10 protein-coding genes, 2 tRNA genes and 1 riboswitch are annotated in these 13197 nt (G+C 70.8%); of the genes, 2 read left to right on the top strand and 10 right to left on the bottom strand.

Annotation, left to right across the window (positions count from 1 at the left end):
• Positions 1 to 19: 19 nt before the first annotated feature.
• Positions 20 to 811 (top strand): tRNA (guanosine(46)-N7)-methyltransferase TrmB, encoded by a 792-nt coding sequence (trmB, locus tag ABZ833_RS28025; RefSeq protein WP_361051761.1) that lies wholly within the window; start codon positions 20 to 22, stop codon positions 809 to 811.
• A 116-nt stretch (positions 812 to 927) separates the two neighbouring features.
• Positions 928 to 2259, top strand: coding sequence for a PrsW family intramembrane metalloprotease (locus tag ABZ833_RS28020; RefSeq protein ID WP_361051831.1), 1332 nt, complete (start codon positions 928 to 930; stop codon positions 2257 to 2259).
• A gap of 5 nt (positions 2260 to 2264) precedes the next feature.
• On the opposite strand, the gene ABZ833_RS28015 is transcribed toward ABZ833_RS28020, so the two are convergent.
• The 10 genes from ABZ833_RS28015 to ABZ833_RS27970 form a co-directional block, all read right to left on the bottom strand.
• Positions 2265 to 3209 carry an aldo/keto reductase gene (locus tag ABZ833_RS28015; RefSeq protein WP_361051758.1) on the bottom strand — a complete coding sequence of 315 codons (945 nt, stop codon included), beginning with the start codon at positions 3207 to 3209 and terminating at the stop codon, positions 2265 to 2267.
• Positions 3210 to 3341: 132 nt separating this feature from the next.
• On the bottom strand, positions 3342 to 4427 hold the full coding sequence (locus ABZ833_RS28010) for a M23 family metallopeptidase (RefSeq protein ID WP_361051755.1): 1086 nt from the start codon (positions 4425 to 4427) through the stop codon (positions 3342 to 3344).
• An 11-nt stretch (positions 4428 to 4438) separates the two neighbouring features.
• Positions 4439 to 4585, bottom strand: a riboswitch (cyclic di-AMP (ydaO/yuaA leader).
• 221 nt (positions 4586 to 4806) lie between these two features.
• Complete coding sequence (locus ABZ833_RS28005; RefSeq protein WP_361051752.1) at positions 4807 to 5988, bottom strand: PP2C family protein-serine/threonine phosphatase; 1182 nt, start codon at positions 5986 to 5988, stop codon at positions 4807 to 4809.
• Between the two features lie 194 nt (positions 5989 to 6182).
• Positions 6183 to 6256 (bottom strand) — tRNA-Met (locus tag ABZ833_RS28000).
• A gap of 78 nt (positions 6257 to 6334) precedes the next feature.
• Entirely contained in the window at positions 6335 to 7546 is a 1212-nt protein-coding gene (locus ABZ833_RS27995) for an alginate lyase family protein (RefSeq protein ID WP_361051749.1), read from the bottom strand.
• A 131-nt stretch (positions 7547 to 7677) separates the two neighbouring features.
• Positions 7678 to 7753 (bottom strand) — tRNA-Lys (locus ABZ833_RS27990).
• Positions 7754 to 7874: 121 nt separating this feature from the next.
• The gene (locus ABZ833_RS27985; RefSeq protein ID WP_361051746.1) at positions 7875 to 9434 is read right to left on the bottom strand and encodes an amino acid permease; all 1560 of its coding nucleotides are present in this window, start codon (positions 9432 to 9434) and stop codon (positions 7875 to 7877) included.
• Between the two features lie 109 nt (positions 9435 to 9543).
• Complete coding sequence (locus ABZ833_RS27980; protein ID WP_361051743.1) at positions 9544 to 11847, bottom strand: DEAD/DEAH box helicase; 2304 nt, start codon at positions 11845 to 11847, stop codon at positions 9544 to 9546.
• A 311-nt stretch (positions 11848 to 12158) separates the two neighbouring features.
• A complete protein-coding gene (locus tag ABZ833_RS27975) occupies positions 12159 to 12722 on the bottom strand; it encodes a hypothetical protein (protein WP_361051740.1) in 564 nt (187 codons plus the stop codon).
• 109 nt (positions 12723 to 12831) lie between these two features.
• Positions 12832 to 13182, bottom strand: a complete 351-nt coding sequence (locus ABZ833_RS27970) for a metallopeptidase family protein (protein ID WP_190082831.1) — start codon at positions 13180 to 13182, stop codon at positions 12832 to 12834.
• Positions 13183 to 13197 lie beyond the last annotated feature (15 nt).

Here is a 13197-nt window from a genome sequence, read left to right as displayed (position 1 = left end):
AAGATAAAATCCCCCCACTGTGTCTGAGTCACCCACCACCCCCAGCAGCCCTCACACCCCCCGCCCCAAGGGCCAGCCCCGCTTCCCGGAGGGCCCCGCGCCCGACCCCGCGGGCTCCCACTTCGAGCGGCGGATCCGCAGCTTCCAGCCCCGGCGCAGCCGCGTCACCACAGGCCAGGCGGACGCGCTCCAGCGGCTCTGGCCCAAGTGGGGCCTGGACATCGACGGGCAGCGCACCCTCGACCTCGCGGAGCTGTTCGGCGGCGAGCTCCCCGTCGTACTCGAGATCGGGTTCGGCATGGGCGAGGCCACCGCCCAGATGGCCGCCGACGACCCGGACACCGGCATCCTCGCGGTCGACGTGCACACCCCGGGCCAGGGAAACCTCCTCGGCCTCGCCGAGCGGAACGACCTCACCAACATCCGCGTGGCGAACGGCGACGCCGTCATCCTGCTCCGCGAAATGCTCACGCCCGCCTCCCTCGACGGCCTCCGCGTCTACTTCCCCGACCCCTGGCCCAAGGCCCGCCACCACAAGCGCCGCATCATCCAGCCCGACTTCCTCGACCTCGCCGCGCCCCGCCTCAAGCCCGGCGCCGTCCTGCACTGCGCGACCGACTGGGAGCCGTACGCCGAGCAGATGCTGGAGGTGCTCAGCGCGCACCCGGACTTCGAGAACACCCAGGACGACGGCGGGTACGCGCCCCGCCCCTCCTTCCGCCCCCTCACCCGATTCGAGGGCCAGGGCCTGGACAAGGGACACGTGGTCCATGACCTGCTGTTCCGCCGCACATCCGGCCAGGAGGCCTGAGCTACCGGCCTCGGGGGCCTGAGATACCGGCCACGGGGCCCGAGACACCGTCGCGGCCCACCCCTGTCCCTCGTTAGGGTCAACGGGTGGCCACCCGTTCTCCGCTCCCGCACCCGATGCCCCCCGCAGGGCCCGCCGGGCTGCGGCACGCGCGCTGGTGGCAGCGCCGGGCGATACGCGCGGCCGCCCTGGTCACGCTGCTCGCCCTGTCCGGCCTGGTCATCCTGGCCCTGGTCAGGGAACAGACCGGCACCGAAGGCTTCCTGGTCGGGCTCGGGCTCGCGACACTTCCCGTGCCTCTCCTGGTGGCCGCCTTCCGCTGGCTGCAACGGGTCCAGCCGGGCCCCTGGCGCAACCTCCTCTTCGCCTTCGCCTGGGGCGCCTGCGCGGCCGCCCTCATAGCGATCGTCGCGAACAGCTTCGCGACCCGCTGGATAGCCACCGCCACCGCCGACCCCACCAGCGCGGACACCCTCGGCGCGACGGTCATAGCGCCGATCGTCGAGGAGAGCGCGAAGGCCGCGGCCGTGCTGCTCGTCTTCCTCTTCCGCAGACGCGAGTTCACCGGAATCGTCGACGGCGTGGTGATCGCCGGAGTGACCGCCACCGGCTTCGCGTTCACCGAGAACATCCTGTATCTCGGCAGCGCCTTCGGCACCGACCAGATCAACGGCGGGACCGGGCTCGCGTCCGTGACGGCGGCGACCTTCTTCGTGCGCGTCGTGATGTCGCCCTTCGCGCACCCGCTCTTCACCGTGCTCACCGGCATCGGCTTCGGCATCGCCGCGCTCAGCGCGGAGCGCCAGAACTGGCGCCGCGTCCTGCTCCCGGTCGGCGGACTCCTCCTGGCGATGGGCCTGCACGCCCTGTGGAACGGTTCGGCGGCCTTCGGGGACTACGGCTTCTTCGCGGTGTACGCGGTCTTCATGCTGCCCGCCTTCGGTCTGCTCACCTGGCTGGTGATCTGGATCAGACAGCGCGGCCTGCGCATCGTGCGGGCCGAACTGCCCGCGTACGCGCTCGCGGGCTGGCTCACCGCGCCCGAGCCGTACGCCCTGGGCACCATGCGTGCCCGCACCCTCGCCCGCGACTACGCCTCGTACACCCAGGGCAAGGCCGCGGCGCGCACGGTCGCCCAGTACGAGACGTACGCGACGTCTCTCGCGCTCCTTCGCCACCGTGGGCGCAAGGGCCGCGCGGGCGCCGACTTCGTCGTACGGGAGCGGGAGTTGCTGTACGCGCTGTGGGAGCGCCGCGAGGCGGCACGGCCCGCCCTGGCCTACGCGGCACGCGCGACGGCACCGGTGTTCGTGCCGATGCCGCCGCCGTACGGATACCAGCAGCAGCCGTACGCGCAGCCCTATCCGCAGCAGCACCAGCCCCCCTACGGATATCCGTACGCACAACCGGCGATGCCCTACCCCGCGTACAACCCCTACCGCGGCTGAGGCCTCTAGGCGGAAGCCTTGCTCAGCGCCGACACCTCGGCGTCCGTCAGCTCGAACTCGCCCACCGCGAGCAGCGCGGGCAGCTGCTCGACCGTACGGGCGGAAGCGATCGGCGCCGCCACCGTCGGCTGCGCCGCGAGCCACGCGAGGGCCACGGTCGCGATCTCGGCGCCGCGCTCCTGGGCGATCCGGTCGAGGGCGGCGAGCACCCGCGGGCCGCGCTCCGTCTCCAGGTGCTTGCCCGCGCCCTCGGCGCGCGCGCTGTCGACCTTCGCACCCGGGCGGTACTTGCCGGTCAGGAATCCGGAGGCGAGTGCGTAGTACGGGACGGCGGCCAGGCCGGAGCGCGAGGCGACCTGCTCAAGGGTGCCCTCGTACGTGTCGCGCGAGACGAGGTTGTAGTGCGGCTGGAGCGCCGAGTAGCGCGCGAGGCCCTCGCGGTCGGAGAAGTCGAGGAACTCCTGGAGCCGGTCGGCGCTCACGTTCGAGGCGGCGATCGCGCGCACCTTGCCGGACGTGACCAGCTCGTCGAGCGCGCCGATGATCTCCTCGACCGGGACGGACGGGTCGTCGTAGTGCGTGTAGTAGAGGTCGATGTAGTCGGTGCGCAGACGGCGCAGCGACTCCTCGGCACCGGACTTGATGGTGTTCGCCGACAAGCCCTTGTAATCGGGGTGGGCGCCGACCTTGGTGGCGAGCACGACGTCGGAGCGGTTGCCGCGCGCGGCGAGCCAGTCGCCGATGACGGTCTCGGACTCACCGCCCTTGTTGCCGGGCACCCAGGCCGAGTAGACGTCGGCGGTGTCGATGAAGTTGCCGCCCGCGGCGGTGTAGGCGTCGAGGACGGCGAAGGACTGCGCCTCGTCGGCCGTCCAGCCGAAGACGTTGCCGCCCAGGGCGAGCGGGAAGACCTCGAGGTCGGACGAGCCAAGCTTGCGGAGAGAAGTCATACGGGGATCAACGCCCTTGCGGACCGCGGAATTCCGTAAAGCGATCCGGGTACGGGCTGAAGCGGGCATGCCCGACCGGCAGCCCTGGCGTCGGGGGGTTGTCGCCAGGACCGCCGGGGTTCTGGGGCTTCGTCAGAGGGACTGGCCCTTGCCGCGCAGCCACGCCGCCGGGTCGACCCCGGTGGAGTCGCCGCCCGGGTGGACCTCCAGGTGGAGGTGCGCGCCGGTGACGTTGCCGGTCGCGCCGACGCGGCCGATGGTCTCGCCGGTGGTGACCTTCTGGCCCGCGCTGACGTTCATCGAGGACTGGTGGCAGAACCAGAGTTCGGTGCCGTCGTCGAGTTCGAGGATCGTGCGGTAGCCGTACGCCCCCGCCCAGCCGGCTTCCTTGATGGTGCCGGAGTGGATGGCCTTGATGGGCGTGCCCGTCGGGGCGGCGAAGTCCAGGCCGGTGTGGTAGCCGGAGGACCACATGGAGCCGGGCTGACCGAAGGTGCCGGTGAGCGTGTACGAGGCGACGGGGAGGGTGTAGCTCTTGGCGAGCTTGGCCAGTCGCTCCGCCTCGGCCTTGGCCTTGGCCTCCGCCTCGGCCTTCTTCTTCGCGGCGGCCTTCTCGGCGGCGATCTTCTTCTCGGCCGCGGTCTGCTTGGCGGCGGCCTGTTCGGCGGCCTGCTTGACGGCGGCTTCTTCGGCCGCCTTCTGGACCGCGTCGTCCGCCTGGTCCTGCTGGTTCTCCGCCTGCTCCATGATGCGGGCCCGCAGTGCCTCTCCGGCGTCCGTGGTGCCCTGCTCGGCGTCGGCGGTGCTGACTCCGGCGGCGCTCAGGGGCGCGGCGGCGACCGTCACGCCGTTGTCCGCGGCGGCGGAGTCGGAGGAGTCGTCGGATATCAAGGACCCCACGCCCGGAAGCGACTTGGCCTCCGGCAGCGAGTCCGTGACGGCCGACAGGTCCGGCATCTCGATGGAGACCGGCGGCTTGCCGCCCTGCGCGGTGGCGATGCCGCCCGCGCCGACTGCGGCGATGACGCCTACGCCGAGAACAGTGGAGCTGCGGGCGAGCCCGCCACCGCCCCGCTTGTGGACGCGGTGCCTGCCGCGGACGGGGCGAATGGACTCCTCGGTGGGATTCCATTCCTCCCAGGAACTGTCTTCGTACCCACCGAAGTCGTCGTCATTCGGTACGTACGCGCCTTGGGGGGCAGGGCGGTTGGACGCCACTGGGGCGCACTCCTTTCCTTCCTTCTCGCCTACCGGGTTAGCTGACGGGTTCGGAGCAGGAAGGTCTCCTACGAACATCTGGCACGGATGCACAGATGCCCGATTCACCCCAATTAGTGGTTCCCCGGCTCCCTTTCGGGATTAGGCGCGTGCGCGCGGAGCCGACTCGAGTGACGGCTGGGACGACCGCGCTGCGTTATCGAACGTTAATAGACAGCAGGGTCGTATTCCAAGCCGTTCCGACTGATCGTTAACGGCTTTGGCCCGTACTTAACGGGACACGGGGGTGCGGAACGGGGCGAGTTGACGCCACTTCTTCACACACCGGAGCTTCACACTTCCTTGACAGTACGTCAGTTGTTATGCGGAGTGGTGTTCTTCAGTCACGGCCGGTGACATCGATCTCCGCGTCGACCCCGCCCTCGGTCCCGGCATCACCCGTCGCCAACGGCCGCCGCACCGCGAGCAGCGCCATGTCGTCGGTCGTGCCGCCCCCGGTGTGCCTGCGCACTTCCTCGGTGAGCGTGGCGAGCAGGGCGTCCGGGCCGTTGGGTCCGGGGAAGATGCGGCCCCCGAGCCGGGTGGCCGCGTCGTAGAACTCCCCCCGGCTGTCACGCGCCTCGGAGAGCCCGTCGGTGTACAGGAGCAGCATCGCCCCCGGCGGGAACTCCGTCTCGTCCGCACGGTCCGGCCAGGCGCCCAGGTCGCCCATCCCCAGCGGCAGCGCGGGCTCGGTCGCGGACAGCATGCACAGCCGCCCGTCGCCGCGCAGGAGCAGCGGTCCCGGGTGCCCGCGGTTGATGAGGCGCACCAGGCCGTCGCCGTGCGAGATCTCCGCGAGGACGGCGGTGGTGAACCCCTCGAAGGCGTCGAGCCCGTCGCGCCGCGTGCCCTCGCGCGCAAGGGCACGCTCAAGCCGCTGGGCCACCGCCTCCAGCGTGGCCTCCTGCTCGGCAGCCTCCCGGAACGCCCCGATGACGACGGCGACGGCCGCCACCGCGCCCATCCCCTTGCCCCGTACGTCACCGACGATGACGCGCACGCCGTGCGGGGTGTCCTGCACGGCGTACAGATCACCCCCGATGAAGGCGTCGGCCTCCGCGGCCTCGTACCGCGCGGCGATGTCGAGACCGCCGATCCGGGGATCCGGCTGCGGCAGTACGGCGCGCTGGGCGGCCTCGGCGATGGAGCGGGCGGAGGCGAGCTGTTTGTCGCTGCGGCGCTGGACGCGGTTGATGAGGACGGCGAGCACGGCGACGGTCGCCACCGTGATCAGTTCGGTGACGGCCTCGACGTCGGTCGTGGTGTTGGTCTTGAAGTGCAGGGCAAGCACGGCCGCGCAGGAGCCGGCGCCGATGAGGGTGGTGCTGAGCAGCGAGTAGAAGGGGGCCGCGATGAGCGGGGCGGCGGTGAAGAGGGGCGCTGCGGTGAACGCGGGCGGGGTCGCGATGTCGTAGACGACCCCGGCGACGATGAGCAGCAGGGGAAGGGCCCGCACGAGCGCCCGCTCATGCCGGACATCGGGAGCCTCGCCCCCGCCGCTTCCTCCTCGCAGCCCCACCGGTCTTCTCCTGCCGAATCCCGCGGCCAGGACCAGATCCATGACCACGCTCAACCAGGGTTCCCAAAGCGGCGGCGCGGGGCGACCGCTGTGGGCCGACAGAGTGACGCGAGAGCGACGGGGAACAACGAGAGAGCAACGGGAAAACACCGAAGGCCCGGATCCATTTCTGGATCCGGGCCTTCGGTCTTTAGTAGCGGGGACAGGATTTGAACCTGCGACCTCTGGGTTATGAGCCCAGCGAGCTACCGAGCTGCTCCACCCCGCGCCGTTGAATGCAACTCTACGCCATCAGGGGGAGTGAAAGCGAACCGGTTGAGAACCACCGGCGAACGGGCCCCGCCGCTCACGCGTTCTCGGCGTGCGTCAGCGTCTCCCAGGCCACGAACAGGTCGTCCGTCCCCTCGGGCCGCTGCTTGTCCGTGAACCTCTCCGTTTCCGGAAGCTCCAGCTTCAGCCGGTCCCGCAGGTGATTGAGGCCGACCTCGGTGTCGGGCCCCATGTCGCGCTGCACCTTGCCGCCGCACAGCCAGTCCGGCGCCTTCGCGCCCAGCTGGTACTTGGAGTGGAACTCAAGGGCGGCCCGCAGCCGCTCCTTGACCTCGCCGTACAGGTCGACGCCCTGGTGCCAGGCGGTCTCCGCGATGTGCGCGGTGGCCGCGAGGGAGTAGCTGGCGTGCTTGAAGTTCCGGCAGGTCTCCTGGGAGAGCCCGTCGGCGAAGGTCTTCTGCCCGAACCAGTACTTCTGGAGCTTCGCCGGGGTGTTGATGTCGCTGCCCGCCGGGGAGACCGGCAGCGGGCCGTCCGACTTCAGATAGAAGTAGGCGGGCACCCGGGTCCTGAAGTGCGTCACCGCCTTCTCGAAGGACTCGTGGTCGTCGAGGAAGACCGCCATGCTGATGGTCGCGTCGGCCATCAGGAGGTCCCAGTTGCCGTTGAAGTCGGCGGCGCCTTCGCGCACTTGGGGCAGATAGGCGTTGCGCAGCATCCGCTCGAAGCGCAGGAGTTCGCCGTCGGTCCAGCCGTCGTAGGTGTAGCGCACGGCTTCGGCCGCGCGGGCCCACGAGGAGGCGGCCCAGGCCGTCTGGAGACCCGCGTTGGCCTCGGTGTGCCGGGTGATCACCCGCGACCAGGCGTCCATGATCTGCACGGCCTTCCTGGCGTGCGCGCGGTCGCCGGTGATGTTCCAGAGCAGGGCCTGCGTGTACGCGGCGATGGCGTCCTCGCGCTCCTCCACGCAGCCCTGTCCGGGGCGGGTGTCGGGCGGGCACTCGACGACGGCGTACGGCTTGGCCCGGTAGTCGGCCGCGCCGTACTTGCTCTCCCGCATCTGCTCGAACGCCCCCAGCCAGGGCTGTTCGCGCGCCGCCACGTGGGCGCGCACGCGGTCCAGCTGCGCCTTGCTGACGAGCACTCCGGGGTGCTCGAAGGCCAGCTCGGCGGGGCGGGCACGCTCGGTGGCCTTGTCGGTGCCGCTCCCGGAACCGCCACAGGCGGCGCAGACGCCGACCAGCAACGGCACGAGCACCATCACGAGAGCCCGTCGTACGGAACCCATGCTGTACCTCCGGATCGGCCACCTGGCAGGCCCAGCGTCGCCCGTGGGCCGCGGGGGCGCAGGCGAGGAGGGGCCGTTCGGGCGACCGACGCCACAGGCCCAGGTCAGAACGTTCCTGACCTGGGCCTGAGTGGTAGACCGTGTGGGACTCGAACCCACAACCAATGGATTAAAAGTCCACTGCTCTGCCAATTGAGCTAACGGTCCGTGCGGATGCACCCCCCGAGCATAGCCGGACAGGGCAAGGCGTCCGATCGGGTATCGCCTCCTCGGCCCGTCGCGCGTTCCGCGACGGGCCGCGTGCGGGCCCGGACCGCCGTCGCAGCGGTCAGGGATCGGACGGCTCCGGCGCCCCTTTGCGGGCCGCCTCGCGGGCCGCCGTGCGCTCGTGGTCCGGGTTGAGGAACCAGTGCCTGGCCGATGCCAGCCACCAGGTCGTGGCGAAGCCGAGGACGGCGAGGACCGCGATCGGGGCGTAGTTGAAGGTCTCCCAGGTGACCGGTGAGACCTGCGGCAGCATGAAAAGGACCGTGATCACGCCCACCCAGGCCACCGCCACGATGCCGATCGGACGTGACCAGCGGCCCAAGTGCCAGGGCCCGCGCTCGAATTCCTCGCCCTTGCGCAGCCGGAGCAGGGTCGGGATGACGTACGCGATGTAGAGCCCGATGACGGCGATCGACGTCACCGCCGCGTACGCCGTGACGTTGATCAGATACGGCAGGCCGAGGACGAGCGCGCCCAGGGCCGCGAGCCAGACCGCGGCGACGGGCGTGCGCGTACGCGGGTTGACCGAGTGCCAGATGTGCGAGAACGGCAGCGCTCCGTCCCGCGAGAAGGCATAGATCATCCGGGAGTTGGCGGTCACGGACGCCATGCCGCAGAAGAGCTGTGCGCCGATGACGACGAGCAGGAGCAGCTTGCCCGTGGTCGCGCCGAGCGCGTCCAGGAGGATCTGGGCGGGCGGCGCTCCCGTCCCCGACTCGCGGGCGCCGTCGTACGACTGGATGGCGAAGGTGAAGCCGAGGAGCAGGACGAAGCCCGCTATCCAGGACGTCCAGATGGAGCGGACGATGCCCTTGGGCCCGGCGGTCGAGGCGTCGTGCGTCTCCTCGGTCATGTGCGCGGACGCGTCGTACCCGGTGAAGGTGTACTGGGCCATCAGCAGCCCGATCAGCGCCACGTAGAGGCCGCTGCCCCAGCCCGTGTTGTTGACGAACTCGGTGAAGACGAAGGACGCCGACTGGTGCGAGTCCGGGGAGAAGGCAAGGGCGCCGACGATGACGGCGACCCCGAAGACGTGCCACCAGACGCTCACGCTGTTGAGCAGGCCGACGATGCGCACGCCGAACGTGTTGAGCAGGCCGTGCAGTACGAGGATCGCGGCGAAGAGCAGGATCGTGCGCTCCTCGGTGACCTGGAAGTCGAACTGCAGGTTCAGATACGCGCCCAGGAAGGACGCGGCGCCGAAGTCGATGCCCGCGGTGACGGCGACCTGGCCGAGCACGTTGAACCAGCCCGTGAACCACGCCCAGGCCGCGGCCGTGCGCGCGGGCGCGAGGCGGTGCGCCCAGAAGTAGAGCCCGGCGGAGGTCGGATAGGCGGAGCAGATCTCCGCCATCGCGAGACCGACGAAGAGCGTCATCAGGCCGACCCCGACCCATCCCCAGGTGATCAGGGCGGGCCCGCCGGTGTTCATGCCGAACAGGTACATCGTGAGGCAGCCGGACAGGACCGAGATGATCGTGAACGAGACCGCGTAGTTGGAGAACGCGGACATGCGGCGGGCCAGGACCTGCGTGTAGCCGAGCTGGGCCAGGCGTTCCTCGTCCGAGCCGGCCGTGGGTAGGGGTGGTGGTCCGGCTGGTGGTTCCGGTGGTGGATTCATGCACGAGCGTTGCCCACGGCAGGGACATGACACACGTCACGTTTGGCATACGGCAGCGGGCCCGCCCCCGAAGGGACGGGCCCGCTGCCGTGGTTCAGTCGCTCAGGCCTCAGCCGTTGCGCTTCCAGCGCGGCTTGTCGTCACGGCGGCCGAAGGAGCCGGTGCCGGTGCCGGAGCGGTCGCGGTTGAACGCCGGGCGGTCGTGGCCACCGGAGCGGGCGCCGCCGGAGGGGCGGTCGTCACGGCGGTCACGGTTGAACGGGCGGTCGCTGCCACGGTGGCCGCCCGTCGGACGGTCGTCGCGACGGAAGCTCGAGCCACCGCGGTTGTCGTCACGGCGGTCGCCGCCACGGAAGCCGCCACGGTCGCCGCCGGAGGGACGGTCGTCACGACGGAAGCCGGAGCCACCGCCACGGTTGTCGTCACGGCGGAAGCCGCCACGGTCGCCGCCCGAGGGACGGTCGTCACGACGGAAGCCGGAGGAGCCACCACGGTCGTTGCGGTCACGGTTGAAGCCACCGCCACCCTCGCGACGGTCGCCACCGCGGAAGCCGGAGCCACCGCCACGGTTGTCGTCACGACGGAAGCCGGAGGAGCCACCGCGGTCGTTGCGGTCACGGTTGAAGCCACCGCCACCCTCACGGCGGTCGCCACCACGGAAGCCGGAGCCACCGCGGTCGTCACGACGCTCGAAGGAACGGCCACCACGGTCGTCACGGCGCTCACGCTCGTAGTTGCCGCGGTCGTCGCGCTGCGGGCGGCGCTCCTCGCGGGCGGCCGGAGCGGCCGGCTGCTCGGGGACGGAGACAGCGGCCTCGACGGCGGCCTCGGCAGCGGCGGCGGCCTCGGCCACCGCGGTCTCCGGGTCGTCGCCACGCTCGCGGGCGGCACGCGCGGTGAGGCGCGAGGCCTCCTCGCGCAGCTCCGTCGCGCGGCGGGTGGCGCGCTCCAGCTCCTTGGTGAGGTCCTTGACCTCACGCTCGGCCTGGGTCGCGGCGTTGCCCGCGGAGTCGGCCTGCACCTCGGTCATCGAACGGGCGCCGGTGATCTCGGCGACCTCCGGCTCGAAGGTGCCGCCGCCGTTGATGATGTGACGCGAGGCGTCGACGCCCGCGTCCTCCATCAGGCGGAAGATCTGGCGGCGCTGGTGCGGCAGGGACAGCGAGACGACCGTGCCGGAGCGGCCCGCGCGAGCGGTACGGCCGGAGCGGTGCAGGTAGTCCTTGTGGTCACCGGCCGGGTCCACGTTCAGGACCAGGTCGATGCCGTCGACGTGGATGCCACGGGCGGCGACGTCGGTCGCGACGAGCGCGTTGACGTAGCCCTTCTTGAAGTCCTCCAGGACGCGCGTACGAGCGCCCTGCGTCATGCCGCCGTGCAGCGCGTCGGCCTTCACACCGGACTCGCAGAGCTGCTCGGCGATGCGGTCGGCGCCCAGCTGGGTGCGGACGAAGATGATCGTGCGGCCCTTGCGCGCGGCGATGGCGGCCGTGACGGGCGCCTTGTCGCGGGGCTTCACGATGAGGATGTGGTGGGTCATGGTCGTGACGTTGCCCTGGGCGCTGTCGACCTCGTGCGTGACCGGGTTCGTCAGGTAGCGCTTGACCAGCGTGGAGATCTCGTTCTCCATCGTGGCGGAGAACAGCATCCGCTGGCCGCCCGAGGGAACCTGGTCGAGCAGCTCGGTGACCTCGGGCAGGAAGCCCAGGTCGGACATCTGGTCGGCCTCGTCGAGGACCGCGATCTGGGTGTCCTCGAGCGAGCAGGCGCCGCGGCTGATGATGTCGCGCAGACGGCCCGGGGTGGCGACGAGGACGTCGACGCCGCGCTCGAGCGCGTAGATCTGGTTGCCCATGGACGTGCCGCCGCAGACGACCTTCATCTTCAGGCCGAGCACGTCGCCGTACGGCTGCAGCGCGTCCGCGACCTGCATCGCGAGCTCACGGGTCGGGGTCAGGATGACGCCGCGGGGCTTCTTCTTCTCGGTGCGGCCGCCGGCCAGCGTCGCGAGCAGCGGAAGACCGAAGGAGAGGGTCTTGCCGGAGCCGGTGCGGCCACGGCCGAGGATGTCCTTGCCGGCCAGGGCGTCCGGGATGGTCGCGGCCTGGATCGGGAAGGGGGCGGTCACGCCGTTCTGGGCGAGCTTGCGGACGATGCCCTCGGGCAGCCCGAGGTCACTGAAGCTGGGGCCGGTCTCGGCCTTTTCGTCGGCCTCTGCGGCAGCGTCGGTCGCGGGCTCTTCGGCCTCGGCGACGACCTGCTCGGCGGCCTCCACGACGTCGGTGGCCTGGACGTTCTCGACGGTCTCGACGGCCTCGGCGGTCTCGACAACGGCCTCGGCCGCGTCGACCGTCAGCTCGTCGGTCGTCTCGTTCTCGGGCAGGACGGCGTGGTCAGAATGAGAAATGGACATGCGAAATGCGAAACCTTCCGGAGTCTCGGCACGCGCCCGTCAACTCCGTGATTTCGCAATGGACCGCCTCTATGCGGTCAGCCACGGCAAGGGAGAGTACGCGCCACGCGGCGCTCTTCTTTTTCGGCGCCGGGCAAATGGGATCAAACGATCTACCACCATACGCACCCAACCCCCCAGAAGGCAAACCACACCCTCCGGGGCACCTTGGATTCCACCCCCCACAGCTCGTCTCACCTGCGAGGAAGCGGGTTTCGGACAGGGCCGGAACCCGACGTAACCCGCCTCAAACCGCCTCAAGCGAGCCCGGCCTAAGCGGGCCCGGCCTCCGGTGAAGGCTCCCGCGACCTGAGCCCCTCCGACCGCTCCCCCAGCTGCGCGTCCTGCTTCGGGGGCTCGTGCGCCGACGACGAGGGCTCCGGAGTGGGCTCAGGAGTCGGCGTAGGGGTCGGCTTCGGGGGCTCGGGCGTCGGCGTGGGGCGCGGCGGGTCCGGCTTCGTACGCGTGGGCGTGGGCCGTCCGTCCTTGGTCGGCGGGGCGGGGTCGTCGCCGCCCCCGGTCGCGGAGGCGGAGGCCTGCGCGGCATCGGAACCGGACTCCCCGTGGGCGCCCGACCGCCCCTTGCCCCCGCCCTTCTTGCCTTTCTTGCCCTTCTTGCCCTTCGCGTCACCGCGGTCGGCACCCGATTTGCCGGCCGAGCCGGCGCCGGGCGTGACGCTGCCGCCGTCCGGGGCCGCGGCCGCGCTGCGCTCGCCCGCGGACCGCGCGGGGCCGGGCTCGCCGCCCCCGTCGTCACCGATGCTCATGCAGCCCGCGGTCGCCATGACGGCCACTGCCGCCGCGGCCCACCGAGCAGGAACGTACAACTGGCGCACGGCCGAGCACCTCCGAGGCGCTGAGAAGCGGGGACGTCCTACCCAACTCCCTTGCCCCGCAAGAGGACACGGACCGTGACCGCCGACGGCCGCCGTCCGCCACCGGCCGTCAGCCGTATCCCAGGGCGTGCAGGCGCTCGTCGTCGATCCCGAAGTGATGTGCGACTTCGTGCACCACTGTGATCTCGGTCTCCGCGACCACGTCCTCGCGCGACTCGCACATGCGCAGGGTCGGACCCCGGTAGATGGTGATCCGGTCGGGCAGCACTCCCGCGTACCACTCGCCCCGGTCCGTCAGCGGAGTCCCTTCATAGAGCCCGAGCAGCTCGGGATCCTCGGCCGGCGGTTCGTCCTCCACGAACACCGCCACGTTGTCCATCAACCGCGTCAACTCGGGAGGAATCCGGTCAAGCGCCTCGGCGACCAGTTCCTCGAACTCTTCCCGCGTCATCTCCAGCACACCCCCATTGTCAGC

This window comes from Streptomyces sp. NPDC047525, assembly GCF_040643025.1.
Classification (GTDB): Bacteria; Actinomycetota; Actinomycetes; order Streptomycetales; family Streptomycetaceae; genus Streptomyces; species Streptomyces durmitorensis.
Note: the sequence above shows the minus strand (reverse complement) of the source record. Positions and strands in the feature narration are given on the sequence as shown.